Below are 910 nucleotides of genomic sequence, written 5' to 3'. Positions count from 1 at the left end.
TTTATCACTTCCGGGGAGCAAGACCGGAGATCATGCTGAATTTTACAAAGGATTATCCGGAAGCAGAAACGGTGGTCTTAAATGTAAACTACCGGTGTACAAAAAGAATCCTTGGATCAGCCATGAATGTGATCGGAGAAAATAAAACACGTTTTAAAAAAGAGCTGTCCACTCCCAATCCGGAGGGTGAACCGGTAAGTATTCTGGAATTTCCCAATCCCAGAGAAGAATATATGGAGATTACCGGTGAGCTGCGCAGGAGACTGGATGCAGGCGATGATCTGAAGGATACGGCAATACTTCTCCGGACAAATCAGGAGGCAGAAGGCCTTGTGGGAGCTCTGATGGAGCGTCAGGTACCTTTTTCCATGAAAGAAACTCTGCCCAATCTTTTTCATCACTGGATATGCAGAAATATGATGGCATATATGAGACTGGCAGCCGGGCAGAACTGCAGGAAAAATTTTCTGGAGATCATGAACCGTCCCAACCGTTATCTTTCACGGGAGGCTCTGGCGATTTCAAATGAACTGTCTTTTGAGCAGCTGAAGGAATTTTATAAGAATAAGGACTGGATGTGCGACAGGATCACCACCCTGGAAACCCATCTCAGGATTCTGAAGGGGCTGCCCCCTTATGCGGCTATAAATTTTATCAGAAAAGGTATGGGATATGAAGAATACTTGCATGAATATGCACGTTATCGTAAAATAAAACCAGAGGAATTAAGTGAGATCCTGGACCGCCTTCTGGAAAGAGCAAAAGGAATAAACAGTCTGGAAGAATGGGAGACTTACATAGAAGATTATACGAAGAGACTGAATGAACAGGCAAAGAAGCAGGAAAAAGAGACAGAAGGAGTTCTGATCTCCACCATGCACGGAGTAAAGGGGCTGGAATTTGACCGGGT

Annotated in this window: 1 protein-coding gene; it reads left to right on the top strand. The window is 44.6% G+C overall.

The features are described from left to right. Nucleotides 1–910, top strand: a 910-nt coding sequence (locus QVP40_RS06035; protein WP_288200350.1) for a 3'-5' exonuclease, incomplete at both ends; no start/stop codon positions are given.

This window comes from Blautia sp. CAG:257 (assembly GCF_000433815.1).
Taxonomy (GTDB): Bacteria; Bacillota; Clostridia; order Lachnospirales; family Lachnospiraceae; genus Blautia_A; species Blautia_A caecimuris.
The sequence above is the reverse complement of the archived record's forward strand: the minus strand, read 5'-3'. Positions and strand labels throughout refer to the sequence as shown.